The 25,393-nt window shown below is 65.0% G+C and carries 22 protein-coding genes and 1 tRNA gene; 20 read left to right on the top strand and 3 right to left on the bottom strand.

Annotated elements, in window-relative coordinates; translation table 11 throughout:
• The first annotated feature begins 7 nt into the window (after window positions 1–7).
• The 10 genes from FJ949_RS01670 to FJ949_RS01620 all read left to right on the top strand — a co-directional run bounded on the left by FJ949_RS01670 (window position 8) and on the right by FJ949_RS01620 (window position 9,738).
• A complete protein-coding gene (locus FJ949_RS01670) occupies window positions 8–700 on the top strand; it encodes a glutathione S-transferase family protein (RefSeq protein ID WP_140491712.1) in 693 nt (230 codons plus the stop codon).
• Window positions 681–1,835 (top strand): tRNA epoxyqueuosine(34) reductase QueG, encoded by a 1,155-nt coding sequence (gene queG / locus FJ949_RS01665; RefSeq protein WP_140491709.1) that lies wholly within the window; start codon window positions 681–683, stop codon window positions 1,833–1,835. The genes FJ949_RS01670 and queG overlap by 20 nt, the downstream gene beginning before the upstream one ends.
• On the top strand, window positions 1,832–2,734 hold the full coding sequence (locus tag FJ949_RS01660; RefSeq protein ID WP_140491707.1) for an SDR family oxidoreductase: 903 nt from the start codon (window positions 1,832–1,834) through the stop codon (window positions 2,732–2,734). The genes queG and FJ949_RS01660 overlap by 4 nt, the downstream gene beginning before the upstream one ends.
• 147 nt (window positions 2,735–2,881) lie before the next feature.
• A complete protein-coding gene (mepA, locus tag FJ949_RS01655) occupies window positions 2,882–3,964 on the top strand; it encodes a penicillin-insensitive murein endopeptidase (RefSeq protein WP_140491705.1) in 1,083 nt (360 codons plus the stop codon).
• Between the two features lie 67 nt (window positions 3,965–4,031).
• Window positions 4,032–4,622, top strand: a complete 591-nt coding sequence (locus tag FJ949_RS01650) for a cation transporter (RefSeq protein ID WP_140491703.1) — start codon at window positions 4,032–4,034, stop codon at window positions 4,620–4,622.
• Between the two features lie 133 nt (window positions 4,623–4,755).
• Window positions 4,756–5,835 carry a glucokinase gene (locus FJ949_RS01645; RefSeq protein WP_140491701.1) on the top strand — a complete coding sequence of 360 codons (1,080 nt, stop codon included), beginning with the start codon at window positions 4,756–4,758 and terminating at the stop codon, window positions 5,833–5,835.
• A 108-nt stretch (window positions 5,836–5,943) separates the two neighbouring features.
• Complete coding sequence (locus tag FJ949_RS01640; protein WP_140491699.1) at window positions 5,944–7,815, top strand: ABC transporter ATP-binding protein; 1,872 nt, start codon at window positions 5,944–5,946, stop codon at window positions 7,813–7,815.
• Window positions 7,812–8,654: a 4-hydroxy-tetrahydrodipicolinate reductase gene (gene dapB / locus FJ949_RS01635; protein WP_140491697.1), complete on the top strand. Its 843-nt coding sequence runs from the start codon at window positions 7,812–7,814 to the stop codon at window positions 8,652–8,654. Before FJ949_RS01640 ends, dapB begins: the two co-directional genes overlap by 4 nt.
• 93 nt (window positions 8,655–8,747) lie before the next feature.
• Complete coding sequence (locus tag FJ949_RS01630; RefSeq protein ID WP_140491695.1) at window positions 8,748–9,368, top strand: 2,3-bisphosphoglycerate-dependent phosphoglycerate mutase; 621 nt, start codon at window positions 8,748–8,750, stop codon at window positions 9,366–9,368.
• A 285-nt stretch (window positions 9,369–9,653) separates the two neighbouring features.
• Window positions 9,654–9,738: transfer RNA gene (locus FJ949_RS01620), tRNA-Leu, on the top strand.
• Window positions 9,739–9,879: 141 nt separating this feature from the next.
• On the opposite strand, the gene FJ949_RS01615 is transcribed toward FJ949_RS01620, so the two are convergent.
• Window positions 9,880–11,022, bottom strand: a complete 1,143-nt coding sequence (locus tag FJ949_RS01615; RefSeq protein ID WP_140491693.1) for an HNH endonuclease — start codon at window positions 11,020–11,022, stop codon at window positions 9,880–9,882.
• Here FJ949_RS01615 and FJ949_RS01610 point away from each other — a divergent pair.
• Together FJ949_RS01610 and FJ949_RS01600 are read left to right on the top strand one after the other, a co-directional pair.
• Entirely contained in the window at window positions 11,009–12,367 is a 1,359-nt protein-coding gene (locus FJ949_RS01610) for a hypothetical protein (protein WP_140491691.1), read from the top strand. The genes FJ949_RS01615 and FJ949_RS01610 overlap by 14 nt on opposite strands.
• Before the next feature lie 391 nt (window positions 12,368–12,758).
• Window positions 12,759–13,292 (top strand): RES family NAD+ phosphorylase, encoded by a 534-nt coding sequence (locus tag FJ949_RS01600; protein WP_140491687.1) that lies wholly within the window; start codon window positions 12,759–12,761, stop codon window positions 13,290–13,292.
• Window positions 13,293–13,788: 496 nt separating this feature from the next.
• Here FJ949_RS01600 and FJ949_RS01595 read toward each other — a convergent pair whose 3' ends face one another.
• Window positions 13,789–13,965 (bottom strand): hypothetical protein, encoded by a 177-nt coding sequence (locus tag FJ949_RS01595; RefSeq protein ID WP_181167591.1) that lies wholly within the window; start codon window positions 13,963–13,965, stop codon window positions 13,789–13,791.
• A gap of 97 nt (window positions 13,966–14,062) precedes the next feature.
• Window positions 14,063–16,132: a transcriptional regulator gene (locus tag FJ949_RS01590; protein ID WP_140491683.1), complete on the bottom strand. Its 2,070-nt coding sequence runs from the start codon at window positions 16,130–16,132 to the stop codon at window positions 14,063–14,065.
• Between the two features lie 231 nt (window positions 16,133–16,363).
• Here FJ949_RS01590 and FJ949_RS01585 point away from each other — a divergent pair, with 231 nt between their 5' ends.
• The 8 genes from FJ949_RS01585 (at window position 16,364) to FJ949_RS01550 (ending at window position 25,392) form a co-directional block, all read left to right on the top strand.
• Window positions 16,364–17,452, top strand: a complete 1,089-nt coding sequence (locus FJ949_RS01585) for a pyridoxal-phosphate dependent enzyme (RefSeq protein ID WP_140491681.1) — start codon at window positions 16,364–16,366, stop codon at window positions 17,450–17,452.
• 12 nt (window positions 17,453–17,464) lie between these two features.
• Window positions 17,465–18,949, top strand: coding sequence for an aspartate aminotransferase family protein (locus FJ949_RS01580; RefSeq protein WP_140491679.1), 1,485 nt, complete (start codon window positions 17,465–17,467; stop codon window positions 18,947–18,949).
• Window positions 18,950–18,997: 48 nt separating this feature from the next.
• Complete coding sequence (locus tag FJ949_RS01575) at window positions 18,998–19,354, top strand: hypothetical protein (protein WP_140491677.1); 357 nt, start codon at window positions 18,998–19,000, stop codon at window positions 19,352–19,354.
• Window positions 19,355–19,469: 115 nt separating this feature from the next.
• A complete protein-coding gene (locus FJ949_RS01570; RefSeq protein ID WP_140491675.1) occupies window positions 19,470–19,841 on the top strand; it encodes a hypothetical protein in 372 nt (123 codons plus the stop codon).
• 107 nt (window positions 19,842–19,948) lie between these two features.
• Window positions 19,949–20,575, top strand: a complete 627-nt coding sequence (locus FJ949_RS01565; RefSeq protein WP_140491673.1) for a CDGSH iron-sulfur domain-containing protein — start codon at window positions 19,949–19,951, stop codon at window positions 20,573–20,575.
• Window positions 20,576–20,691: 116 nt separating this feature from the next.
• On the top strand, window positions 20,692–20,847 hold the full coding sequence (locus FJ949_RS01560; RefSeq protein WP_140491671.1) for a DUF559 domain-containing protein: 156 nt from the start codon (window positions 20,692–20,694) through the stop codon (window positions 20,845–20,847).
• A gap of 167 nt (window positions 20,848–21,014) precedes the next feature.
• A complete protein-coding gene (locus FJ949_RS01555; protein WP_140491669.1) occupies window positions 21,015–23,057 on the top strand; it encodes a hydantoinase/oxoprolinase family protein in 2,043 nt (680 codons plus the stop codon).
• Between the two features lie 163 nt (window positions 23,058–23,220).
• Complete coding sequence (locus FJ949_RS01550) at window positions 23,221–25,392, top strand: malate synthase G (RefSeq protein ID WP_140491667.1); 2,172 nt, start codon at window positions 23,221–23,223, stop codon at window positions 25,390–25,392.
• Window position 25,393 lies beyond the last annotated feature (1 nt).

The following is a 25,393-nucleotide window of genomic DNA, read 5'->3' as shown; positions in this document are numbered from 1 at the left end:
CGGAACCATGCTGACGCTTTTCCATCATCCCATGTTCGCCTCCTGCCGGTTCGTGCGCCTCGCTTTCGGCGAGTATGGCGAGGAGCTGGCGCTGATCGAGGAGAAGCCGTGGACGCGGCGCAAGGAGTTCTTGGCGCTGAACCCGGCCGGCACGCTGCCGATCCTTTTGGCCGAGGGCGATGTGCCGATCGTCGGCGCCACGGTCATCTCGGAATATCTCGACGAGACGCGCGGCGTCCTGAAGCGCGACAAGCGCCTGTTCGCCGAGGACCCGATGCAGCGCGCCGAGATCCGCCGGCTGACCGACTGGTATCTCCACAAGGCCGAGAGCGAAGTCACCCGGCATCTGGTGCGCGAGCGCGTGCTGAAGCCGGTCATGCCGGAAACCGCCGGCGGCGGCTCGCCCGATTCGGCCGCCATCCGCGCGGCGCGGGCCAACATCCGCCAGCACATGAAATACACCAACTGGCTGGCCGGCACCCGCCACTGGCTGGCCGGCTCGAGGGTCACCTATGCCGATCTCGCCGCCGCCGCCACCCTTTCGGTACTCGACTATCTCGGCGAGATCGACTGGCGCGAGCACACTGCCGCGCGCGAATGGTACACGCGGGTCAAGTCGCGGCCTTCGTTCCGGCCGCTGTTGACCGACCGGGTGCGCGGCCTGTCGCCGGTGTCGCATTATGCGGACCTCGACTTCTGACGCCGCAAAACTGCGCGCGCTGATCGACGCGCAGGCGCGGCGCGCCGGTTTCGAGGCGGTCGCCGTCACCACCCCCGATGCGATCCCGCTGGCGCCGGCCCGGCTCGCCGCCTTCGTCGCGGACGGGTTCCACGGCTCCATGGGCTGGATCGCCGAGACGCTGCAACGCCGCAGCGAGCCGTCAAGCCTGTGGCCGCAGGTGCGTTCGATCGTCGTGCTGGCGATGAATTACGGGCCGGACCACGATCCGCGTGACCTGTTGGCCAGGCGCGACCGGGGCGCGATCTCGGTCTACGCGCAAAACCGCGACTATCACGACGTGATGAAGGGCCGGCTGAAGGAAATCGCCGGCAAGATCGTCGCGCGGGCGGGAGGTGACGTCAAAGTCTTCGTCGATACGGCCCCCGTCATGGAAAAGCCGCTGGCCGAGGCCGCCGGGCTCGGCTGGCAAGGCAAGCACACCAACCTGGTCAGCCGGCAGCACGGGTCCTGGCTGTTCCTCGGCACGATTTTCACAACGGCCGAACTGGTTCCCGACATGCCGGAGGAGGACCATTGCGGCTCCTGCCGCGCCTGCCTAGACGCCTGCCCGACCCATGCCTTCCCGGCGCCCTACCGGCTCGATGCGCGGCGCTGCATCTCCTATCTCACCATCGAGAACAAGGAGCCGATCCCGCATGAATTCCGCGAGGCGATCGGCAACCGCATCTATGGCTGCGACGACTGTCTCGCCGCCTGCCCATGGAACAAGTTCGCCAAGGTGGCGTCCGAGGCCAAGCTCGCCGCGCGCGAGGACCTACGCGAGCCGGCGCTGGCCGATCTTCTGCGGCTGGACGACGCGGCCTTTCGCGCGTTCTTTTCCGGTTCGCCGATCAAGCGCATCGGCCGCGACCGCTTTGTCCGCAACGTGCTGATCGCCGCCGGCAATTCCCGCGATGCCGCGCTTGCCGGCGCCGTGCGCGCCTTGCTAGCCGACGCCTCGCCGCTGGTGCGGGGCGCGGCAATATGGGCGCTGGCGCGGCTGGTGCCCGAGGCCGAATATGCCGAACGCGCCGCGACCGGCCTGGAAACCGAGAGCGACGCGGCCGTGCGCGAGGAATGGGCGCGGCCGATTCCAGCCAGGGCGCCTGCATGAGTGAAAAGCGGATATTCATCTTCGGCGCCGGCTATTCGGGTCAGGCTTTTGCGCGCGCCAACCGTGATTCCGCCACGACGGTCCGCGGCACGACGCGCTCCGCGGAGAAATTCGAGGCGCTCCGCCAGGCCGGCATCGCGCCGCTGCTGTTCGATGGCGCGCTGACCGGCGAAATCGGCGATGCGCTGGCGACAACAACCCATCTGGTGATCTCGATCGCGCCCGAGGAGGCCGGCGATCCCGTGCTGAATGCCGCCCGCGAGGCGATCGTGCGGATGCCCGCGCTCGAATGGATCGGCTATCTCTCCACCGTCGGTGTCTATGGCGACCATGGCGGCGCCTGGGTCGACGAGACGGCGCAATGCCGGCCGGTGTCGAAACGCTCGGCGATGCGGTTGGCGGCCGAGCAGGACTGGCTGCGGCTTGGCCGCGAGATCGGCCGGCCGGTGGCGGTGCTGCGGCTCTCCGGCATCTACGGCCCCGGCCGCAACGCCCTGGTCAACCTGGAAAACGGCACCGCGCGGCGGCTGGTCAAGCCCGGCCAGGTGTTCAACCGCATCCATTGCGACGACATAGCCGGCGCGCTGTGGCATCTCATCGGGGATAATACAGGCGGCATCTTCAACGTCACCGACGATGAGCCCGCGCCGCCGCAGGACGTCGTGGGCTACGCCGCCGCCCTGATGGGCATCACACCGCCGCCCGAAATTCCCTTCGAGGCCGCCCAACTTTCGCCCATGGCGCGGTCCTTCTATGGCGAGAACAAGCGCGTCGCCAACGCGGCGCTCAAGGCGGCGGGCTACCGGTTCCGCTTCCCGGGCTACCGCGCCGCCTTCGACCATATGTGGGCAAGCGGCGACTGGCGCGACGGCGCGCCGCGCAGCCCGATGAAACGCTGACGCATTCCGTGACACGGTTTCGGGCCGGAATGCGTCGGAAAAGAAAACAGGGCGGTTGACCGGTTTGTGAGAAACGGAACCGCTCCGGCGATCGAAGCAACGTCCATTGCGTGCTATGATTCGGGCTTGGGTTTGCGGCGGGGGTTCATGGAGACAGCGATGCGGCTCGGCAAGCGTTCACAGCTGGCGGCTTTTGGCCTGCTCGCCCTCACAAGTCTCGCCGCGCCGCCGGCAATGGCCGAGGAACGCGCCAGGGACCTCTTCGGCGCCGAGAAACTGCCGGCGGCGACCGCCCCGCAATCCTTCGGCTTCTACTCCAAGGGCTGCTTTGCCGGCGGCGTCGCCATCCCCATGGACGGCCCGACCTGGCAGGTGATGCGGCCGTCGCGCAATCGCCGCTGGGGCCATCCGGCGATGATCGCGCTGGTCGAGAAACTGTCGCGCGATGCCGTCGCCGACGGCTGGCCGGGCCTTTTGATCGGCGACATCGCGCAGCCGCGCGGCGGCCCGATGCTGACCGGCCATGCCTCGCACCAGATCGGGCTCGATGCCGACATCTGGCTGACGCCGATGCCCAGCCGGCCGTTGTCGATGGCGCGGCGCGAGACGATGAGCGCGACCTTGATAGTCGACGAAAAGACGCATCTGGTGAAGGACGCGCTGTGGACGTCGGCGCATACGCGGCTTTTGAAGCGCGCGGCGAGCTATCCCGAGGTCGAGCGCATCCTGGTCAATCCCGGCATCAAGAAGAAGCTCTGCGACACCGTCAGGGGCGACCGCTCCTGGCTGCGCAAGATCAGGCCGTTCTGGGGCCACGACTATCATTTCCACATGCGCATCGGCTGCCAGCCGGGCTCGCCCAACTGCAAGGCGCAGGAAGCGACCCCGGCCGACGACGGCTGCGGCAAGCCGCTGGCCTGGTGGTTCACGCAGGAACCGTGGCGGCCCAACAAGAACCCGGATGCGCCCAAGGCGCGCGACCTGATGACCATGGCGAACCTGCCGAGAGAATGCCGCGCCGTGCTCGACGCGCCCGGGCCGGCTTCGGTCGAGGCCGCCACCTATCACGGCGGCGCCGTACCGGTCGCGGTCGCCGCGCCCGAACCCGAGGCGCCGTCGCTGCCCGCCACCGCGGCCAGCGGCACGGCCGGCCTGCCGGGCATGGTGAACGCCTTCACCGCGACGCCCGAGATCGGCGTGCCGGTGCCGCGGCCACGGCCGGGAAACTGACCGCGTCAGTTGACGCCCCGGCGCTTCGCCGCCGTTCATTCGTTCCCCGCGAGCAGGAGGGCCGGCATTGCAAACGCAGGATATAGGCCTTCGCCGCGTCGTCCGGTGGGTGGCCCTTCTGAACCTGGGCTACTTCATCGTCGAGTTCGCCGTGGCATCTGCGATCGGCTCCGTGTCGCTGTTCGCGGACAGCGTCGATTTCCTGGAAGATGCCTCGCTCAATTTGCTTATTCTCGTTGCCCTGGGCTGGGGCGCCCGCAGTCGCGCAAGGGTCGGCATGGCTCTGGCGGCGATTCTTCTGGTGCCCGCGTTGGCAACGCTCTGGACGGCTTGGGCCAAGTTCAACCTGCCGGTCGCGCCGTCGCCGCTGCCGCTGTCGCTTGCGGGCGCCGGGGCTTTGGCCGTGAATCTGTCTTGCGCGTTCATGCTGGCGCGCTTCCGCCATCACGGCGGCAGCCTGACAAAGGCCGCGTTCCTCTCCGCGCGGAACGACGCCTTTGCCAACGTCGCCATAATCGCCGCGGGCCTTCTCACCGCGGTGATCTGGCATTCTGCGTGGCCCGACCTGATTGTCGGCCTGGGAATTGCCGCCATGAACGCCGATGCGGCCCGCGAGGTCTGGTCCGCTGCCCGCGAGGAGCACAAGGCGGCAGCCTAGTCGCGGCCGTTCGACTTCATAAATCGGTCGTGCGCACCATCGGTTTCGAAAACCGTTTCCCTTTTCAAACTCATGCGCTAGTCAACGGGAGAACGGCAATGAGCCGTCGGGCGCCGGGGACGGACGAGAAAGCATGCCAAACACAGGCGACGACGACACGGCGCTGCGGTTCCCGATCCTGATCGGCGACATCGGCGGCACCAATGCGCGCTTCTCGGTCGTGCTCGACGCCAATTCGGAAGCCGGCGAGCCGGCGATCGTCCAGACCGCCAGCTACAACACAATCGACGAGGCGATCCAAGCGGCGGTGCTCGACCGCTCCTCGGTCCGCCCCAATTCGGCGGTGCTGGCGGTGGCCGGCCCGGTCGACGGCGACGAGATCGAGCTCACCAATTGCCCGTGGATCGTCAAGCCCCGGCAGATGTTCGCCAGCCTCGGCCTCAGCGACATCGTCGTGCTCAACGATTTCGAGGCGCAGGCGCTGGCCGTCGTGGCGCTCGGCGAAGAGCACATGGAAAAGATCGGCGGCGGCGCGCCGGAGCCCAATGCCGGCCGCGTGGTGCTCGGTCCCGGAACCGGGCTCGGCGTCGCCGGGCTGGTGCACGCGCTGCGCCACTGGATCCCGGTGCCCGGCGAGGGCGGCCATATGGACATCGGCCCGCGTTCTAGCAGGGATTTCGAGGTTTTCCCGCATATCGAGAAGATCGAGGGCCGCATTTCGGGCGAGCAGATCCTGTGCGGACGCGGTCTGGTCAACGTCTACCGGGCGGTGGCCAAGGCGGACGGCAAGCCGTCGCCCTTCACCACGCCGGCCGAGATCACCGCAGCGGCACTTGCCAGGACCGATCCGGTTGCGCAGGAAGCGCTGGAGATATTCGTCACCTGCCTTGGGCGCACCGCCGGCGATCTCGCCTTGGTGTTCATGAGCCGCGGCGGCGTCTTTCTCACCGGCGGCATCGCGCAGAAGATCGTGCCGGCGCTGAAACAGGGCAATTTCCGCGCCGCCTTCGAGGACAAGGCCCCGCACAGCGAACTGATGCGCACCATGCCCGTCTATGTCATCACCCATCCGCTGGCGGCCCTTCTGGGCCTCGCCGCCTATGCCAGGAACCCTTCGCTGTTCGGCGTGCAGACCGCGGGCCGCCGCTGGCAGGCTTTGGGGGGGGGGCGCATGACGGACCAGGCGTCCGTCCGGTCCCCGCGACGAAGTTAATCAGCCGCGGGCATAGGCAAGCCGGCCGCTTGGCGCTAAGAGGGGCGCCAGAAGGGATGCTGTGTGCAGCCCGGTCTTGCCAAGCGGAAACCACGAAGCGCTCCCGATTTGACACTCCAGGCTCCACATAAGCAGAAAGCCACTCCCGGCGAGGTCTGGGCGGTGCTGCGCCGTATCATCGCCGAGAACGGCCGCGACTACCTTTGGTCCTACATCTTTGCCGGCGCCTGCCTGCTGGCGGTATCCGCCACGACCGCTTTCACCGCCTGGATCATGAGCCCTGTCGTCAACCAGATCTTCTACGAGCGGCGCGGCGATCTGATCGTGTGGATTTGCGCCGGCGTCATGGGCGCCTTTCTCGTGCGCGGTTTCGCCGGCTACGGCCAGGCGGTGACGCTGGCGACCGTCGGCAACAATCTGGTTGCGCGCTACCAGCGCCGCATCTTCGATCACCTGATGAAGCTCGGCGTCGGTTTCTTCAACGACACGAGATCGGGCCGGCTGGCGGCGCAGGTCAACGAGAACGTCAACGGCATTCGCGACCTGCTGTCGATGACGCTGACGTCGATCGCGCGCGACGGGGTGACGCTGTTCGGGCTGCTCGGCGTCATGATCTACCAGGATCCGGTCCTGTCGCTCAGCTCGCTGGTGATCGGGCCGCCGCTCATCTACACCGTTGTCTACCTGATGCGCCGGGTGCGCCGCATCACCCGCGAATCGGTGCAGATCAACTCCCGGCTGATCGGCGCCATGCAGGAAGCCACGCAAGGCATCGCCATCGTCAAGGCCTTCACCATGGAGGACGAGCTGTCGCGACGCATCAGCCAGCTCGCCAACAGCGCCGAGCACCGCGGCAACAAGATCGCCCGGGTTTCGGAACGGCTGTCGCCGATTTCCGACATGCTGGCCGGTCTCGCCGTCACCGGCGTCATCGCCTATTCCGGCTATCGTGCGCTCGTCCTCGGGCAGCCGCCGGGCGCCGTCTTCTCCTTCATCACCGCGCTGATGCTGGCCTACGACCCGGCAAGGCGGCTGGCGCGCATGCAGGTCGGCATGGAGCGCGCGTTGGTCAATGCGCGCATGATCTACGAAATCCTCGATCTCGAGCCGCAGCAGGGCGATGCGCCGGGAGCCGCCGAGGCCAATTTCACCACGGGCGAAGTGCGGTTCAACAATGTGAGCTTCCGCTATGTCGAGGAGGCACCGGTCCTGCAGGACCTCAGCTTCGTCGCCGCCGCCGGCAAGATGACCGCCATCGTCGGCGCCTCCGGCGCCGGCAAGACGACGCTGGTGGCGCTGCTGCAGCGCTTCTACGACGTCGGGTCGGGTACGATCGAGATCGACGGCCAGGACATTTCGAAGATCACCAAGCAGTCGCTGCGCAGCTCCATCGCCTATGTTTCGCAGCAGCCCTATCTGTTCGAAGGCACCATACGCGACAACATCCGCTATGGCCGGCTCTCCGCCACCGACGCCGAGATCGAGCAGGCCGCGCGGCTGGCCCAGGCCGACGGCTTCATCCGCCAGCAGCCGCTGGGCTACGACACGCCCGTCGGCGAAAACGGCGCGTCGCTGTCGGGCGGCCAGCGCCAGCGTGTGTCGATCGCCCGCGCCATCGTCCGCCAGGCGCCGATCCTGCTGCTCGACGAGGCGACCTCGGCGCTTGACAATGAGGCGGAAGCCAAGGTCCAGGAAGCGCTGACCCACGTCATGGAGGGGCGCACCACCATCGTCATCGCCCACCGGCTGTCGACGGTGGTCAATGCCGACCACATCATCGTGCTGGAACAGGGCCATCTGGTCGAACAGGGCACCCATGCCTCGCTGATGGCCGACCCGCACAGCGTCTATTCCCGCTTCCACCGGGTGCAGGGCAGGAAGGGCCTGGGGCTTGTCGATGACGGCGCGCCGATCCAAACTCCGGCGCCAGGGCCGACGCAACCTATCGAGACGCAGGGCATCGCCGGGAGCGCGAGATGAGTGAAACGCCGACAGCCGACAGACCCGCGGGCGATATGGGCCTGGTGGTGGTGGGCGCCGCCGGCCGCATGGGCCAGACGCTGATCCGCGCCATCCACACAATGCCGGGCGCACGCGTCGCCGGCGCGATCGAGCGGCAGGGATCGCCCTATCTCGGCAAGGATGCAGGCGAGCTTGCCGGCATCGGCATCATCAATGTGCCGATATCGGACGATCCGCTGCCGGCCTTTGCCGGGGCGGACGGCGTGCTCGATTTCACCGCCCCGGCTGCGACCGTCGAATTCGCCGGCTATGCCGCGCAGGCGCGCATCGTCCATGTCATCGGCACGACCGGCTGCTCGGCCGACGACGATGCCAGGATCGCCGCCGCGGCGCGCCATGCGACGATCGTCAAGTCGGGCAATATGAGCCTCGGCGTCAATCTCCTGGCGGTGCTGGTCGAACAGGCCGCGCGCGCCCTCGACGCCGGGGATTTCGACATCGAGGTCCTCGAAATGCATCACAGGCACAAGGTCGACGCGCCGTCCGGCACCGCTCTGCTGCTGGGCGAAGCCGCCGCCGCGGGGCGCGGTATTGCGCTTGCCGGCAACGATGTGCGCGTCCGCGACGGCCACACCGGCGTGCGCAAGCCGGGCTCGATCGGCTTCGCAACCCTGCGCGGCGGCTCGGTGGTCGGCGACCACAGCGTCATCCTGGCCGGCACCGGCGAACGCATCACGCTCGCCCATCATGCCGAGGACCGCACCATCTTCGCCCGCGGCGCCGTCAAGGCAGCCCTGTGGGCGCATGGCAGGAAGCCCGGCCTTTACTCGATGCGGGACGTGCTCGGGCTTGCCTGAAACGACCCCGGACCATCTTCATCCCCATGCAATTCCGGACAGAAAACCGCTTCCCACTTCTGCTGGAATTGCTCAGATCCCAGAGGAGCAAAAATGTCGAGAACCCTCGTGCTCGTGCGCCATGGCCAGAGCGAATGGAATTTGAAGAACCTGTTCACCGGCTGGCGTGACGTCGACCTGACCGAACAGGGCCACGCCGAGGCCAAGGCAGCCGGGCAGAAGCTCAAGGCACGCGGCCTGAAGTTCGACATCGCCTTCACCTCGGCGCTGGTCCGGGCGCAAAAAACCTGCCAGCACATTCTCGACGCCGTCGGCCAAAGCGACCTGGAAACCGTCCGCGACCAGGCGCTGAACGAGCGCGACTATGGCGACCTCTCCGGCCTCAACAAGGACGACGCGCGCAAGAAATGGGGCGAGGAGCAGGTGCATGTCTGGCGCCGCTCCTACGACGTGCCGCCCCCCGGTGGCGAAAGCCTGAAGGACACCGGCGCCCGCGTCTGGCCTTATTACCTGCACGACCTCCAGCCGCATGTGCTGCGCGGCGGCACGGTCCTGGTCGCCGCCCACGGAAATTCGCTGCGCGCGCTGATCATGGCGCTGGACGGCAAGTCGGGCGAGGAGATCGTCAAGCTGGAGCTCGGCACCGGCGTGCCGGTCATCTACACGCTCAACGCCGATTCCACCGTGGCGTCGAAGGAAGTGCTGGAGGGCTGACCGGCAAGCGTCCCGGTCACCAAATTGTCAAAGTCGGCGCCGCCCCTCATTGTCCTGCCGGACATTTCTCCCCCGTATAGTGACGGGGAGAAAGGGCTGGCCGCAACGCTGGTGATTGGCGAAACCGTTGATGAAAGCGCCCCTCTCCCCGTCACTATACGGGGAGAGGATGCCGGCAGGCAGGTGAGGGGCGGCGCCAACGCCCGAAACTGAGCCGGCGCGCGGCAGCCCTCGAAAAAAACCGCGTTGACACGCACCGCTTGCCCGCTTATTGAGCCCGCACCAGCCCAGATGGCGGAATTGGTAGACGCGCACGGTTCAGGTCCGTGTTCCGCAAGGAGTGGAGGTTCGAGTCCTCTTCTGGGCACCAAATTACAGTCACTAAGGCGCAGAATTGCGCCTTAGTGACTGTAAGACCTCCCCCGCTACATGCACTCTCACATGCACGGCCCGAGTTAGACATCGCCTGCCGCGCGACCGCAGGGATGCAGGTGTCGTTGGCGGATCAACTTCAGTCGTCAGCAACCATCAGGTTGACACTTGCCAGCCTCATAGCCTCAGCAATTTCATGCACAGGGATAGGTGACAACTTGTCCTCCGCCTTAGCGTGAGACCATCGATGACACGTTGGGCACAGCACGGCCAGATCGCCCAATCGGGTCTCTCGTGGACCGATTGAGAGGGGGCTACGATGATGAGCATCAAACATCGTGCTAAGCGAATCTGAGTAACCGCAAGCCTCGCAGATGATAACGCCACCATTTCTCGCGCGGTTCGCTGCCTTGGTCGCTCGAGCTAGGGCGGCGTCACGTTCCATGCCCCTCTGAAGTTTCCACACTCTCTTGCCTTCACTGGAGGTGCTGTCCAAGCGCGGATACATCGAGCCAAACATCTGTACGCGACCCGGATCTCGAAAACCAGATGGAAGCGCTATCTCCCATCGCCTCTCAATCTCCCGGTCCTTTAGGGCCTCCCATAGCAGACGGATCTGGGCGTCATCTTGCTTAACGCGGTCGAAGGCGTTGGTAAGAACACGATGATCTGGCTGGCCAAGATCTTGGACAAGACGAGGCTCGCCGACAACAGAGTATACTTCGGAGATGATAACCGCCACCGGCCATTGGGCAAGACGGGCCTTCAACTCGTCATCGCGCACAAATGCGGTGGTCTCGCCGTAGACCCCAGTTGATCTGACAAGTTCCAATACGCGGCCACGCAGGTCGTCAGGGACTTGATCGCCCCCTCCAATTGTAAGGAAATACGGCTGATCAATCGACCGTTCCGCTGTAGTTCGGGCGAGGGAGAAATGAGCCCTGTCTTTAAGTGCTGCGTTGCCATGGGACCCAAAGCACATAACCGGCTCGCTCGAGCGACCCCACACGGCTTTTACGCCCATCAATACATCGGGCGTCGAAGCCACTTCCATGAACTTTACCACTCCCAACTTTCCTTCCAATCGGTTCCGCTCATTCTGACGATGGCATAACACGATTGGTAGGAGCTTCAGAACAGCGCTGCGTAATTCGCTCTCGATCACGCTGCGCGGCGCAAGCACGATAGTTCGGGACGGGAATCTCTCTTGACTGTTCCGTACCGGTTTCATATATTCAAGTTCTGAAACCAATACGGAACAAGCGACCATGAGCGCCGACATCGTTCAGTTTCCGCAGAAGTCACCGCCGGTGGAGCCGCTCGCGCAGTTCGTTAGGCTTGGGGAGGTGTCGCACAAGCGAACGGCAAGCCTTTTCGCGGAAGGGCACCTTGCCGCAAAACGGGTTGTAATTGACGCATCCCGCCTACGATATTTGAAGAGTGAGATTAAACAGTTCAAAGAAGCCGGCAGAGAGATCGTGCTCGACACCAAAGCTGCCGAATTGGCAGCGCTGAGCAAGTTTGGCGGGAGCGCAAAAGATGCACCATGGTCGCAAGTGGCCGGGGGTCAACTGGTGACTGCGCCTTGCTTTCTGCGTGGCCATCCCGGCGACATCTTTGGCCAGATTGCTCGGTGTGCAGTTGAGTATGATGTCGATGCTGTACTGTCCCCCGGCCACTTCCTTCACCCGGAAAATGGGCTCAATTGGCTGGACATTGATCGTGGCTCTTGTTCTGAGTTGCGCAGGGCGCTTGACCATGAGGGTGGTAAAAATATCGCGATAGATTACTTATTGATCCTACCACATCTCATGCTGAACGATCCCGAGATGCGGCTGAAGATCATGCACGCTCTGTCTGATTTGCCTTTCGATAATCTGTGGATTCGTGCCTCTGGCTTTGGCAATGATTCCGCCGCGCAGCCTCTAGTGGCGTTCATTTCTTCACTTGTGCAATTTCATAACCTTGGAAAGCCCATCATTAACGACTACCTCGGTGGTCTCGTTGGCGAGGCGGTGATGGCACTCGGCGCATCGTCCGGCTTCGCTCATGGTATCGCGGAATGCGAGCGTTTTGATGCTCGCCCGTGGGACAAGCCTGCCAAGAAGCGCGACCCGGATAAACCGGGCGGGCGGGCGGCGAGAATAAATCTCTCGTTGATCAATAAATCTCTGACGCTGAACGAGTATGAAACATTGCTGTCGGCTAAGAGCGCAAAGCGTCTCTTGTCTCCAAGTGTTGCCTTGCCGGGCGTTCGAACGCCAAGCGATGTCACCAATGATCCTAAGATACTCGCCTCCAAAGAGGCTGTAACCAATTTCGAAGCTTTGGCAAACGTGCCGAATTTGCACAGGCCAAAGGATTTCGTTGAACGACGAGTCGAGCCGGCCGTTGAACGTATGCAACAAATCAAGAACTTAATACCCAATCCGGAGATTGCGAAAGCCAAAGATGTGGATGTCGACAAACTGATGAAACGGATGGGAGATCATCACAAGCAATTGAGTCGTCAATCGAATTCTCTGACAGAGTTGTCTGAGCGTCTGGTTGATCTCGGTCCCGTAGCGCGCCCTGTACAGCGGCTATCGCGCCTTGAAGAACATGAAAAACGTGGGCAGAGGCCATGAGCAACTCAACTGCCAATTCTATCGCACGCAGCTTGGAGGAAATCGAGCAGGCTGGAGGCTTGCGAGGAACGGACATTGCTAACTTGACGCAAGTATCGAAGGCGACCGTGTCTCGTTGGCGTACGGGCCTAGCCAGACCTCAGCCGCGTAATGAGATGGTGCTCTCTGACCTTGTTTACGTCGTGCGACGGTTGCAAGATTACTATACCGAGGAAGAAATCCGTACTTGGCTGTATTCACGACACCCTCAGTTGGGGGATGAACGTGCGGTTGATCTCATCCATAGTGGTCGTACCATTGATGTGTTAAATGTATTGAACCGACTCGATTCTAATGGGTATCTCTAACCTTGAACCGGTTCCCTCCGCGAGACAGTCGACTAATCGACTCGATGGAAGAATTACCTGTTACATCGTATCAGGGGCGCGTTTGGCGCGTCGTTCGCGAGGGACGTGATCCCTGCGAGGGTTCCTCCGCAGGAAATCGCTGGGATACCGGACAATTCGAAGTACTCTACACATCGCTGGAGCGCAGGGGTGCGATTGCTGAGATGTACTTTCACCTCAAAGCAGGGCAACCAGTTTTCCCCTCCAAGCTACGTTACACTCTCTATGAAATTGAGGTCTCTCTCAACGGAATTTACGACCTCTCTGATCGTCACTTGTTGGCACGTCTTGGTGTCGATATCGCAAACTTTGGACGCTTAGACTACCTTTACCGGAAAGCTGAATATCCAACTTGTCAGCAGGTCGGTGAGGCCGCTCACTTCCTGGGGTCAATGGAGGCGAATGATCCGTCCGGCATTCTTGTCCCAAATGCCCGCTACGCTTGCGGTAACCTTGTCATATTTTGTCAGCACACAGTGCCCGACCAGATCGAGGTGGTCAAAGAGCACGGATTGGTGGATTGGGCGGTGCTGAAATAGGCGAGGTCGGGCAGCATGTAGTCGGACCCGGATCCGACCGTCGCCGACGCGAGGCCGTACGGGCGAAGAGGCCAACAGGACAGCCCCGCTGTCCTGTTGCCGGTCTCCGCGATGTCGGATGTCAGATAATATGTTGATAGCTGCTCTCGCTCTGCGCATAGCTCCGCATTAGCCCTAAGATGGCCGAGGACCCTTCGATCAGGTTCATTCGGGAAGACGGCTTGCCTTACGGAGTTTCTGCCGCAAAGCGGCAAGAGGCGGTGCTCGCTGCCGCTTCCATGTCGTCGTCGCGCCGCTCAGCCCAGCTGGGCACCAAATTCCCGTTTCGCACCGTTCGACGATTCAGAGACCCAACAAAAAAGCCCGGCTCGTCCGGGCTTTTTTGTTGCCTGTGCGACCGATCGCATCGTCATTCCTGCCAACAGAAAGCCGCAGGGATTTGCCCGACATCATGCGCACGCCCGCCGGGAAACGTGCGCTGTCGATGACCGTGCCCTTATCGCACGGAGCCTGTCACCGTCCGGTCGATGGCGGGAACGGATTTGCGGTCGTTGCCGGCAAGTGCGGCGATGATCAGCAGGCTGGCGACGACCGGGACGAACAGGACCGCCACGCGGGCTTGCACGTAAAGAATGGCGCGCCATTCATTGCGCTTGTCAGGGCTGTCGCTCATCATACACTCTCTGTCATGCCCCTCCCGGGCGCTGACATAGCGACGAACGGTTAAACAACCCCTTCCGAAATCGTTAACCGGCGGGAATTGCGCTGGTTCAGTTCAATCCGATCCGCTTTGCGCCTTGCCGGAACAATGCCTCCGCGTCCGCCTCGAAACGGAACGTGCCGATGAAATCGTCGGCGCGGTAGTCCGGCAGCGCCTTGCGAAGGGCGGCGGCGAAATTGCGTGCCTCGTCGAGCCGCCGGGCCAGCGCCAGGCAGTGTGCTGCGATCGCCAGGATGATGGCATGGGCATTGGGCCGCGCCGCCGCCTTCAGCGCCCATTCTGCCGCTTCCTCGAACTGGCCGAGCCGCACATGCGACATGGCGCGCGCGCCCAGCATGCCGAACAGCAGCGGGTCGAAAGGGCTGAGATGGCGCGAATGGTCGGAAGAGCCGATCGCCGCCTCCGGATCGCCTGACTGCGAGTGGACGAAGGACAGCGCATAGTGGCCGAGCGCGAAATTGGGGCTGAGCTCCACTGCCCGTTCCAATTCGAAGAGCGATCCGTCCTGTTCGCCGCGCAGCCACAGCGCCCGGCCCATCGCCCAGTGCGCGGCAGGGTTCTGTTCGTCGACCAGGAGGCTGTGCCCCGCTGTCTCGTAGGCTAGCGCGCTTTCGTGGTCGCGGTCGCCCCAGCGCTGAAAAGCGCTTTGCCAATGGGTGAAGGACAGGCCGGCATGGGCGCGGGCGAAGGTCGGGTCGAGCGCCGTCGCCACGCTGAAGAAATGCTGCGCCAACTCGTTTTCCGGCTGGGTGAAGCGGTACATGTGCCAGAGGCCGCGGTGATAGGCCTCCCAGGCGTTGAGCGAGTTGGGCGCCTTCAGCATGGCGCGGTTGCGCTCGACCGTCTCGATCTCGGCCGAGATAGACGAGACGATCGCGTTGCCGATATCGTCGAGCACGCCGAAGAGGTCGTCGGCCCGGCGCTCGAAGCTCTCGGCCCAGACGATCCTGGCCGTGCGAACCTCGATGAGCTCGACGGCGATGATGACGCGGCCGGCCACGGTGCCCACCGTGCCGGTGGCGACATAGTCCACATTCAGCTGCCGCCCCGCTTCCTGCGGCGCGATGTTTTTCTCGGCGAGCGCGAAGACCGAGCCGCGCGCGATGACGAAGAAATCCCTGAGCTTGGCCAGACGCGTGATGATGTCATGGGTCAGCCCGTCGGCGATCCCGCCGCGCGTGCCGCAAGGGCCGGCAGTCTCGACGAACGGCATCACCGCCAGCGAGGCGTGGCTGGGCTCCACGCCCACTGGGGCGGGCGACGGCGGCGATGCCGCGATGCCGGCGGGCTGTGCCGAAAGCCGATCTACAGCCGGCCGATCTATCGCCGGCCGATCTTCCGCTGGCCGATCTTCCGCTGGCTTGTCGCGCAGCGCCTGCCAGGCCGCGCGCACCGGTCCGAAGTCCAACCCTTCCGATTGGAACAATTGCGCCGTCGCCGTCAGGTGCTGCTCGGCCGCGCCGATGGCGCCGCGCCCGGCCAGATGCGTGAGCAGCGCCAGATGCGCGCGGCCGTCGAACGGCGCCAGCTCCACCCATCGGTCAAGACCGGCTGCTGCCGCCTCCGAACCGGGCGGAACCGCCGCGACAAGGTGCTCCAGCACGGCGGCGTGAGACGACTGGAAGCGGCGGCGCTGCGCGATCAGCCAACTCTCGAAAAACGGACTGCGGTCGAGCTCCAGACCGTCGAGAAAGTCGCCGGCGAACAGCTCCGACAGCGATCGCAGGCGCTCCGCGTCGAGGGAGGCGATCCCTTGCGCGGCGGCGGCGCTAACCTCCAGCGCGTCGACGAAACAGCCGTCGAGGCGCAATGCGACCGTGTCGTCCTGTGTCTCGACCCGACGGTGCCCCGGCTCGTCGAGGACGGCGCGAAGCTTGCTGAGGCACCAACGCAACTCGCCCCTGGGGTCGTTCGGAACATCCCACAAGAGCTCGCACAGCCGAGCGCGTCCGACCGGATGCGGCGCCAGCGCCAGATAGGCAAGCAGCGCGCGCAGCTTGCGCGATGCCGGCAATTCGGCCCGCACGCCATCGCGCACGACCGCAAACGGCCCGAGCAGGCGCACGGCAAGAGCGGGCTTACCGCGATCCAGGCTCGGTCGAGCGGATTCCACGTGCATTTCCACGCTTGCTCCCACGCTTCCTCCCACGTTGGCCGGTCGGCCCTCGTTTATCACCGAACACGGCCTGAACGCACCCGGTTGCGAGTTGCGCGCCGGGATGCGGGCAGCCGCATTGCCGGCACGTCGAGCGACCCTAGCGCGGCAAGGTCTCGAAACCTCGCCGCCCAAGCCGCCGGTTTGTAACCGGCCCGTGACCGCAAGGTACCAACACAGACGAGGAGACCAGACATGTTGCAGCAAGCAAGAATCAGAACCACGGCCGGCCGCGGCCGCCTGTTCGACAGCATTTTGGACACGGTCGGCGACACGCCGGTCATCCGCATCAACAATCTTGGCCCGGCCCACGCGACGATCTACGTCAAGGCCGAGTTCTTCAACCCGGCTGCCTCGGTGAAGGACCGGCTGGCGCTCAACATCATCGAGGAGGGCGAGCGCAGCGGCGCGTTGAAGCCGGGCCAGACCATCGTCGAGGCCACCAGCGGCAACACCGGCATCGGGCTCGCCATGGTCTGCGCGCAGAAAGCCTATCCGCTGGTCGTCACCATGGCCGACAGTTTTTCCGTCGAGCGCCGCAAGCTGATGCGCATGCTGGGTGCCAAGGTGGTGCTGACGCCGCGCGCCGAAAAGGGGTTCGGCATGTACAAGAAGGCCGTGGAGCTGGCCGAGGCCAATGGCTGGTTCCTGGCGCGACAGTTCGAAACCAGGGCCAACGCCGCCATCCACGAGGCGACGACGGCGCGCGAGATCATCAATGATTTCGCCGGCTCGCGGCTCGATTGCTTCGTCACCGGCTACGGCACTGGCGGCACCGTGGTCGGCGTGGCGCGCGTGCTGCGCCGTGAGCGGCCGGATGTCCGTATCATCCTGTCCGAGCCGGCCAACGCCCAGCTCATCGGCAGCGGCAAGGCGCAGCAGCGCGGCGCCGACGGGGCGCCCGCCGCCAGCCATCCGGCCTTCGAGCCGCATCCGATCCAGGGCTGGACGCCTGATTTCATCCCCAACGTGCTGCAGGAAGCGGTCGATGCCGGCCTCTATGACGAGGTGATGCCGATTGCCGGGCCCGAGGGCATCAAATGGGCCAAGGCGCTGGCGCGGAAGGAAGGCATCTTCACCGGCATTTCCGGCGGCGCCACCTTCGCCGTGGCGCGGCAGGTCGCCGAGGAGGCGCCGGCCGGATCGGTGATCCTGTGCATGCTGCCCGACACCGGCGAACGCTACATGACGACGCCGCTGTTCGACGGCATCGATGCCGAGATGGACGCCGACGAGACGGCGCTGTCGCGCTCGACGCCCGGCTGCCAGTTCCCGGCGACTTGACGGGAGGCTGTCATGGACGTCGCGCGGGAAACCCCTGGCACTGTGGCCGAGGAGACGCTTGACCCCCTGGACTGGGCCGATGTGCAGGCCCTGTCGCACCGGGTCATCGACGATGCCGTCGACTATCTGCGCGACGTGCGCGACCGTCCGGTCTGGCGGGAGGTGCCGGCTGACGTGAGGGAGGTCTTCGCCGCACCCCTGCCGCGAACGCCGGCGCGGCTAGCCGCCGTCTATGGCGAGGTCTCCCGCACCGTGATGTCATACCCGATGGGCAACATCCATCCTCGCTTCTGGGCCTGGTACATGGGCTCGAGCAACTTCACCGGCGCGCTCGGCGATTTCCTGGCGGCGATCCAGGGTTCCAACCTCGGCGGCGGCAACCATGCCGCCGGGCTGATGGACTGCCAGGTCGTCAACTGGTGCAAGCAAATGCTGGGGTTTCCCGTCTCGGCCAGCGGCACGCTGGTCAGCGGCGGTTCGATGGCCAACATGATCGGGCTGACGGTGGCGCGTAACGTCAAGGCCGGCATCGACGTGCGCGAGCACGGCGTTGCCGCCATCGAGAAGCCCCTGCGCTATTATGGCTCGGACCAGCTCCATTCCTGTCACCGCAAGGCCATGGAGGCGCTCGGCCTCGGCAACCGGGCCTTGCGGCGAATACCGACCGATTCCGGGCTGCGCATCGACATCGCCGCCTTGCGGGCGGCAATTGCCGAGGACCGCCAGGCGGGCTTCAAACCGGCCTGCGTCATCGGCAATGCCGGCACCGTCAACACCGGAGCGATCGACGATCTGCGGGCGCTTGCCAAGCTGGCGCATGAGGAAGAGCTCTGGTTCCATGTCGATGGCTGCATCGGCGCCCTGGTCGCCATCGCTCCGCAGAACGCCCATCGCGTCGCCGGCATCGAATGGGCCGATTCGATCGCGCTCGATCCGCACAAATGGCTGCACGCGCCGTTCGAGGCCGGCTGCGCCCTGGTCAGGGACGCCCTCGCGCATCGCCGTACCTTCGCCGTGACGCCCGAATATCTGGAATCGACGCCGCGTGGTCTCGCCTCCGGCGAATGGCTGCACGACTATGGTTTGCAGACGTCGCGCGGCTTTCGCGCGCTCAAAGTATGGATGGCGCTGAAGGAGCATGGCATCGACAAATTCGGCCGCCTGATCGACCAGAACATCGCGCAAGCGGCCTATCTCGCCGGACTGATCGAGGACGAGCCGTCGCTGGTGCTGATGGCGCCGACCACGATCAACATCGTCTGCTTCCGGCATCGGCTTGCCGGGGCGTCCGGCGAGGAGCTTAAGCGGTTCAACACGGAGATCATGCTGCGTTTGCAGGAACAAGGCATTGCGGCACTGTCGGACACGACGGTGCAAGGCCAGCATTGCCTGCGCGTGGCGATCACCAACCACCGGACCCGGCGCGACGATCTTCACCTGCTGGTGCGGGAAACGCTGCGGCTGGGACGCCAGATCGCGGCGGAGGCGGCTTCCTAGTTCGCGGCGGCCATGCGAGTCTGCCGGCATGATTCGAAAGGTCCAATCGTGACGCTCTTTCGCGCGGCCACACTCGCGGCATTGGTCTTCGCCACCTCGGCCGGGGCGGCCGACATGGCTTTCTTCGTCAAGAACCAGCGCGGGCAGGCCGTTGCGGTCGAACTGTTCAGTCGCGACCGCGAAACGGTCTGGCCGGGCGACGACAAGGTGTTCCTGATCGATCCCGGCTCACGCAAATCGGTGCCGATTTCGTGCAATGAGGGCGAACGCATCTGCTACGGCGCGTGGGTCAACGGCAATGACGCCATCTCGGCCGGCGTCGGCCCGGACAACGACCGGCCCTGCGACGATTGCTGTTTCATCTGCGTGCACCATTCGACCGAGACCGTCGACCTGGTGGAGTAGCGCCAATCTCCCCAAAATTAGTCCGGGATTGTCGCGGTCGCCCCCTTTAGCGATCGCTCGCCCCGTGCAATGCCCGCAAGGCGGCCGGGTGGGCCGTTTATTTTTGGGGGATATCATGTTCTACGCCTATGCGCGCCGCTCGCTGGCCGCGCTGTCTCTTGCCATGCTGCTGGTGCCATCGGCCCATGCCGGCGACGTCACCTTCGCCATCAAGAACAGCCATCCCAATGCCATGCGCCTCGAGCTCTACAGCCAGGACCGCGACTATGTGTGGCCGGGCAACGGCAAGGATTTCTACCTCGATGACGGCGAGACCAGGCAATTGCCGGTCTCCTGCGACGAGGGCGAATCGATCTGCTACGGCGCCTGGGTCGACGGCGACGAAGGCACCTATTGGGGCGTCGGCCCCGGCGACAAGGAAAAATGCGACGATTGCTGCTATACCTGCAGCGGCGGCGAGACCGAGGAGATCGAACTGGTTCCCTGACCGGCTTGCCAGCTTGACGCTTTTCCTGCCTGGGGCATAGCCTGCAAGAACAGCACCCAAAGCACGCCGCATCCAGGCGGCGTGCGTCAGGCAACAGGAGCAAGGCGATGGCAGGTCCGGTCGAGGGCGAGAAGATAGACGTCGGCTTTGCCGGCCGGCGCTGCATCCATTCGCGCAATTGCGTGCTGGGCGATCCGCATGTCTTCGTGCCGAACGCGCCGGGAGAGTGGATCCATCCCGACGCGGCCAGCGTCGAGAAGATCGTCGCCATTGCCGAAAGCTGCCCGTCAGGCGCCATTACCTATGTCAGGAAGGATGGCGGGCCGCAGGAAAGGCCGCCGGTGGTCAACACCGTGCGCATCAGGGAAAACGGCCCGCTGGCCGTCCACGCCGAGATTATGCTCGACGGCGAGACGTTACACCGCGCCACGCTCTGCCGCTGCGGCGCGTCGCAGAACAAGCCGTTCTGCGACGGCAGCCACAACAAATCAGGGTTTGCCGCCACCGGCGAGCCGGCGCTGAAGGACACGCCGGCGCTGGACGCGCGCGACGGGCCACTCAAGGTGACGCCGACGAAAGACGGGCCGCTCAAGCTCGAAGGCAATGTCGAAATCGTCACCGGCACCGGCCACACGGTCGACCGCACGCAACGCGCCTTCCTATGCCGCTGCGGCCATTCGGCGAACAAGCCGTATTGCGATGGGTCGCATAAAAAGGTTGGGTTCGTGGGGTAGGTTGACCCTGCCATTGAAGCTGCCAATCTCCCCCCTCGTGGGGGAGATGTCCGGCAGGACAGAGGGGGGCGCCGTAGAGCGCGAACCGCAATAGCCACCGGGCACCGAGCATCACAATGCCTCATACCCTATTGTCTCCAACGTATCGCGCAAACGTCCTGCGCTTCTGGAATGACGATGTCGTCCGCAACATCGACAACGTCTGCCAGCGCATTGTGAATACGGTCGGGCTTGCAGATGCGTCGTCGACCAATCCGCTGGAGGGGCCGTAACCGCAGAAGGTAGGCGGGACAGCGCCCCCCTCTGGCCTGCCGGCCATCTCCCCCACGAGGGGGGAGATCGAACTCTTCCCGTGGCCCAGCGCTCGCTGCTTTATCAGCCCGTCCGTATCGGCTAAGGGCTGGGTCAGAGAAATCTGCTCGTCCGGACCTGCTAAAAAATGACCACCAAGACCAAGCCAAAACCTCTTTTCCTCGGCATCGACACCGGCGGCACCTATACCGATGCCGTGCTGTGGTCCGAAACCGAAGGCCCGCAGAGCGGGCCGAACAAGGGAAAGGTGCTGGCCAAGGCCAAGGCTCTGACCACCAGGCACGATCTCGCCGTCGGCATTTCCGGCGCCGTCGACGCGGTTCTGGAAAAAGCGGTCACCGATCCGGCCGCCATCAAGCTTGTCTCCATGTCGACGACGCTTGCCACCAACGCGCTGGTCGAGGGCCAGGGCGGCCGCGTCGCGCTGGTGATGATCGGCTTTTCCGAGGCGGACCTTGCCCGCGATGGGCTGAAGGCGGCATTGGGCACCGATCCGGTCGTGTTCTGCCCTGGCGGTCATGATGTGCACGGCAATACCGCCAAGCTCGACCTGTCCGGGCTCGAGGCGGCGCTGCCCGGACTCGGCGGCTCGGTCTCGGGCTTTGCCGTCTGCGCCTATTTCGCCACCCGCAACCCGGCGCACGAGATCGCCGCCCGCGAGCTGATCCGGGAGAAAACCGGCCTGCCGGTCACCGCGAGCCATGAATTGTCGGCCAAGCTCGGCGGCCCGCGCCGGGCGCTGACGACGCTGCTCAACGCCCGGCTGATCTCGATGATCGACCGGCTGGTGGCGGCGACCGAAGGCTTTCTCGAGGCGCGCGGCATCGCCGCGCCCCTGATGGTGGTGCGCGGCGACGGTGCGCTGGTGTCGGCGGCGTTCGCCCGCCAGCGGCCGATCGAGACCATTCTCTCCGGCCCGGCCGCCAGCCTGGTCGGCGCGCACCACATGACCGGATTGGAAAACGCGGTGGTTTCCGACATCGGCGGCACCACCACCGACGTTGCGGTGCTCGACAAGGGACGGCCGCGGCTCGATCCGGAAGGCGCCACCGTCGGCGGCTTTCGCACCATGGTCGAGGCCGTCGCCATGCGCACCTTCGGCCTCGGCGGCGATTCCGAAGTGGCGTTGGAAGACGGCGCTCTCAACCCCAGGCTCCTGCTTGGACCGCGCCGGCTGGTGCCGCTGGCGCTGGCCGGCATGGTGCATCGCGAGGCGGTTCTGGCGGAACTCGAGCGCCAGCTGCGCGCGCCGAACACCGGCCGCATGGACGGCCGTTTCGCGGTGCGCACCGGCGTGCCCGACCGTCTTGCCGCCGGGCTGACGGCTCCGGAAGCAAGGCTCTATGAAGCGATCGGCGCAATGCCCTTGCCCCTCGACAGGCTTTTGACCTCGAATGCCCAGAACGCTACCCTGAACCGCCTGGTGTCGCGCGGGCTGGTGCACATTTCAGGTTTCACCCCGTCGGATGCGGCGCATGTGCTTGGCAAGCAGGCGAACTGGGATGCCGCGGCCGCCCGCCTCGGCGCAGAGCTGTTTGCCCGCAAGCGCGACGGCCGCGGCCAGGCGATCGCGGCCTCTCCCGAGGCGATTTCGGAGCGCGTGCTGGCCGCGCTGACGCGCTGGTCGGCCGAATATATCCTTCAAACCGCCTTCGCCGAGGACGGGCTCGACGGTGCGTCCACCGTGGCGCATGCGCTGGTGCAGCGCGCCGTCGACGCGCATCCCGGCATTGCGCGCCTGAGCGTCGCGCTCGACCGGCCGGTGATCGGCCTCGGTGCCTCCGCGCCGCTGCACTATGCCGGACTCCCGCCATTGGTCGGCAATGACTGCGTGGTGCCTGATGACACCGACGTCGCCAACGCGCTCGGCGCCGTTGTCGGCCAGGTCCGGGTATCGGCGGAGGCGCGCGTCAGCCAGCCCAAGGAAGGTCTGTTCCGTCTTGCCTCGGGCGAAACCGTGCGCGATTTCCTCGACGAGGCGGCGGCGATCGCGGCCGCCGAGGCCGATGTGCGCAGCATCGCTGCGCAGCGCGCCAGGGATGCCGGCACTGACAGCGCCGAGATCGATGTCGCGACCGAATTCCGCGTCTCCACCGTCGAAGCCCAGCGTATGTTCATCGAGGCGCATGTGGTGGCGGTGGCTTCGGGCAGGCCACGGATCGCGGTGTGATGGAGGGTGTAATCTCCCCCACTTGGGGGGAGATTGGCAGCGTCGCCGCCGGCACCAAGCCTAAAAACCGCGCCTACCTGCCTTGCCTTCACCCTAAGCTGAATTGACCCTGCACTCCCAACATGCCAAAGGCCCGCGAAAGCCTTTCATCTGGAGCAGCCTGATGACCGATCGCGTCGAAATCGCCGGATTGCGGATCGCCCGCGAACTTCATGACTTCGTTGTCAACGAGGCCGCTCCGGGCACCGGCATCGATCCGGACAAATTCTGGAACGGCTTTTCGGCCATCGTCCACGACCTCGCGCCGAAGAACCGGGCACTGCTGGCAAAGCGCGACGCTATCCAGGAAAAGCTCGATGACTGGTATCGCGCCAATGGCGCGCCGGTCGACATGGAAGCCTACAAAACCTTCCTGAAGGAGATCGGCTATCTCGTCCCCGAAGGCCCGTCCTTCTCGGTGACGACCGAAAAGGTCGATCCCGAGATCGCCGTCGTCGCCGGGCCGCAGCTTGTGGTGCCGGTGATGAATGCGCGCTATGCGCTCAACGCCGCCAATGCCCGCTGGGGCTCGCTCTATGATGCGCTTTACGGCACCGACGCGATTCCCGAGACGGACGGCGCCGGGAAGGGCAAGGGCTTCAACCCCGCGCGCGGTGCGAAAGTCGTCGCCTGGGCCAAGGACTTTCTCGACCAGTCGGTGCCGCTCACATCGGGCAAATGGGCCGGCGTCAACGGCCTTTCGCTGGCCAATGGCGCGCTGCGGCTCAGCGCCGGCGCCGGCTCGACCACCCTTGCCGATGTCAGGCAGTTCGTCGCCTATCGCGGCGATGCCGCCAACCCGCAAGCCGTGCTGCTGGTCAGCAACGGCCTGCATATCGAGATATTGATCGACCGCGACAACCAGATCGGCCGCACCGATCCGGCCGGCATCGCCGACATCATCCTGGAATCGGCGCTGACCACCATCCAGGACTGCGAGGATTCGGTCGCGGCGGTGGATGCGCAGGACAAGGTCGTCGTCTACCGCAACTGGCTCGGCCTGATGAAAGGCGACCTGGCCGAAGAGATCACCAAGGGCGGCCGGACCTTTGTCCGCAAGCTCAACCCCGATCGGTCCTATACCTCGCCCAATGGTGGCACGGTGACGCTGCCCGGCCGCTCGCTGATGCTGGTCAGGAATGTCGGCCACCTCATGACCAATCCGGCGATAACGGACCGAGACGGCAACGAGGTGCCGGAAGGCATCATGGACACCGCGCTGACCGCGCTGATCGCGCTGCACGATATCGGGCCGAACGGCCGCCGCGCCAATTCCCGCGCGGGCTCGATGTATGTCGTGAAGCCCAAGATGCATGGACCCGAGGAAGTCGCCTTCGCCGTCGAGATATTCGATCGCGTCGAGGCCCTGCTCGGCATGGACCAGAATACCGTCAAGATGGGCATCATGGACGAGGAGCGGCGCACCACCGTCAACCTCAAGGAGGCGATCCGCGCCGCCAGGGAGCGCGTCGTGTTCATCAACACAGGCTTCCTCGACCGCACCGGCGACGAGATCCACACCTCGATGGAAGCCGGCCCGATGATCCGCAAGGGCGACATGAAGCAGGCCGCCTGGATTTCCGCCTACGAGGCCTGGAATGTCGACACCGGGCTGGAATGCGGGCTTGCCGGCCATGCCCAGATCGGCAAGGGCATGTGGGCGATGCCGGATTTGATGGCGGCGATGCTCACCGAGAAGATCGCCCACCCCAGGGCCGGCGCCAACACCGCCTGGGTGCCTTCGCCGACCGCGGCGACGCTGCACGCCACCCACTATCACAAGGTCGATGTCCACGCCGTCCAGGCGGCGCTGAAGAGCCGGCCGAAGGCCAAGCTCGACGACATCCTGTCGGCGCCGGTCGCGGTGCGGCCCAACTGGTCTCCGGCCGACATCCAGGCGGAACTCGACAACAATGCGCAAGGCATTCTGGGCTATGTCGTGCGCTGGATCGACCAGGGCGTCGGCTGCTCGAAAGTGCCCGATATCAACGATGTCGGCCTGATGGAGGACCGCGCCACGCTGCGCATCTCCTCGCAGCACATCGCCAACTGGCTGCACCATGGCGTCTGCACGGCCGACCAGGTGATGGAAACGATGAGGCGCATGGCTGATATCGTCGACCAGCAGAACCAAGGCGACCCGCTCTACCGGCCGATGGCCGCCGATTTCGACGGCTCCGTCGCCTTCCAGGCCGCCTGCGACCTCGTCTTCAAAGGCCGCATCCAGCCCAACGGCTACACCGAACCGGTGCTGCACGCGCGGAGGCTGGAACTGAAGGCGAAGGGAGCGGCCTGAA

This window comes from Mesorhizobium sp. B2-4-1, from assembly GCF_006442185.1.
Taxonomy (GTDB): Bacteria; Pseudomonadota; Alphaproteobacteria; order Rhizobiales; family Rhizobiaceae; genus Mesorhizobium.
The sequence above is the reverse complement of the archived record's forward strand: the minus strand, read 5'-3'. Positions and strand labels throughout refer to the sequence as shown.

Coding starts and splice junctions, on each gene's coding strand:
- FJ949_RS01670 (WP_140491712.1), top strand. CDS start 8: ATGCTGACGCTTTTCCATCATCCCATGTTCGCCTCCTGCCGGTTCGTG.
- queG (WP_140491709.1), top strand. CDS start 681: ATGCGGACCTCGACTTCTGACGCCGCAAAACTGCGCGCGCTGATCGAC.
- FJ949_RS01660 (WP_140491707.1), top strand. CDS start 1,832: ATGAGTGAAAAGCGGATATTCATCTTCGGCGCCGGCTATTCGGGTCAG.
- mepA (WP_140491705.1), top strand. CDS start 2,882: ATGGAGACAGCGATGCGGCTCGGCAAGCGTTCACAGCTGGCGGCTTTT.
- FJ949_RS01645 (WP_140491701.1), top strand. CDS start 4,756: ATGCCAAACACAGGCGACGACGACACGGCGCTGCGGTTCCCGATCCTG.
- dapB (WP_140491697.1), top strand. CDS start 7,812: ATGAGTGAAACGCCGACAGCCGACAGACCCGCGGGCGATATGGGCCTG.
- FJ949_RS01630 (WP_140491695.1), top strand. CDS start 8,748: ATGTCGAGAACCCTCGTGCTCGTGCGCCATGGCCAGAGCGAATGGAAT.
- FJ949_RS01610 (WP_140491691.1), top strand. CDS start 11,009: ATGAGCGCCGACATCGTTCAGTTTCCGCAGAAGTCACCGCCGGTGGAG.
- FJ949_RS01615 (WP_140491693.1), bottom strand. CDS start 11,022: ATGTCGGCGCTCATGGTCGCTTGTTCCGTATTGGTTTCAGAACTTGAA.
- FJ949_RS01600 (WP_140491687.1), top strand. CDS start 12,759: ATGGAAGAATTACCTGTTACATCGTATCAGGGGCGCGTTTGGCGCGTC.
- FJ949_RS01595 (WP_181167591.1), bottom strand. CDS start 13,965: ATGAGCGACAGCCCTGACAAGCGCAATGAATGGCGCGCCATTCTTTAC.
- FJ949_RS01590 (WP_140491683.1), bottom strand. CDS start 16,132: ATGCACGTGGAATCCGCTCGACCGAGCCTGGATCGCGGTAAGCCCGCT.
- FJ949_RS01585 (WP_140491681.1), top strand. CDS start 16,364: ATGTTGCAGCAAGCAAGAATCAGAACCACGGCCGGCCGCGGCCGCCTG.
- FJ949_RS01580 (WP_140491679.1), top strand. CDS start 17,465: ATGGACGTCGCGCGGGAAACCCCTGGCACTGTGGCCGAGGAGACGCTT.
- FJ949_RS01570 (WP_140491675.1), top strand. CDS start 19,470: ATGTTCTACGCCTATGCGCGCCGCTCGCTGGCCGCGCTGTCTCTTGCC.
- FJ949_RS01565 (WP_140491673.1), top strand. CDS start 19,949: ATGGCAGGTCCGGTCGAGGGCGAGAAGATAGACGTCGGCTTTGCCGGC.
- FJ949_RS01560 (WP_140491671.1), top strand. CDS start 20,692: ATGCCTCATACCCTATTGTCTCCAACGTATCGCGCAAACGTCCTGCGC.
- FJ949_RS01555 (WP_140491669.1), top strand. CDS start 21,015: ATGACCACCAAGACCAAGCCAAAACCTCTTTTCCTCGGCATCGACACC.
- FJ949_RS01550 (WP_140491667.1), top strand. CDS start 23,221: ATGACCGATCGCGTCGAAATCGCCGGATTGCGGATCGCCCGCGAACTT.